The organism is Arthrobacter sp. SPT-J7 (genome assembly GCF_059089965.1).
This window is the reverse complement of sequence record NZ_JBNHFF010000553.1, coordinates 1-521: the sequence shown is the minus strand read 5'-3', so window position 1 is coordinate 521 and position 521 is coordinate 1. Positions and strand designations below refer to the sequence as shown.

Here is a 521-nt window from a genome sequence, read left to right as displayed (position 1 = left end):
AGGTTGTGGCTGAGCGTGATGCAGGGGACGGGGCCGGGCGCACTGACACCGGCGTCAGCCTGCATCTGGCGGACATCCCACAGGGACAGCACCAGGCCGTGGTTCACCTGGATGAACACCACGTCCCCCGGAAATTCCCGGTGCACGGGCCAGCCAAGGCCGTCTACATAGAAGGACCGGGACGCAGGGACGCTGCGGACGCCCAGTGAAATGAAGTCGACTCTGGGTTGCATGGTTCGATACTGTCAGAGGATGGCAACAATTCAAGGGAACGATAGAGATGCTCTGGCCGACAAGGAACAGCTCGCTGCCGTCCGGGTTGCCGTTGACGAGGTGGATGACCAGATTGTCACCCTCATTGCCCGCAGGGAGCGGCTGATCCGGATCGCGGGGACCCTTAAGGGCGACGACGCCGAGGTCCGCGCGCCCGGCCGCGTGGAGCGGGTCATTGAGCACGTCCGCTCCGCCGCGGAGAAGAAGGCCATCGATCCGGACATCGTTGAATCCACCTACCGGGCCAT

The 521-nt window shown here is 63.9% G+C and carries 2 protein-coding genes; one reads left to right on the top strand and one right to left on the bottom strand.

Going from position 1 to position 521, the window contains the following annotated elements; all coding sequences use genetic code 11:
• Positions 1-233 (bottom strand): VOC family protein (locus AC5RWX_RS34225; RefSeq protein WP_494100565.1); only part of this gene is annotated, 233 nt, incomplete at its 3' end.
• Positions 234-252: 19 nt separating this feature from the next.
• On the opposite strand from AC5RWX_RS34225, the gene AC5RWX_RS34220 reads away from it, so the two are divergent.
• Positions 253-521, top strand: a 269-nt coding sequence (locus tag AC5RWX_RS34220; protein ID WP_494100564.1) for a chorismate mutase, incomplete at its 3' end; no start/stop codon positions are given.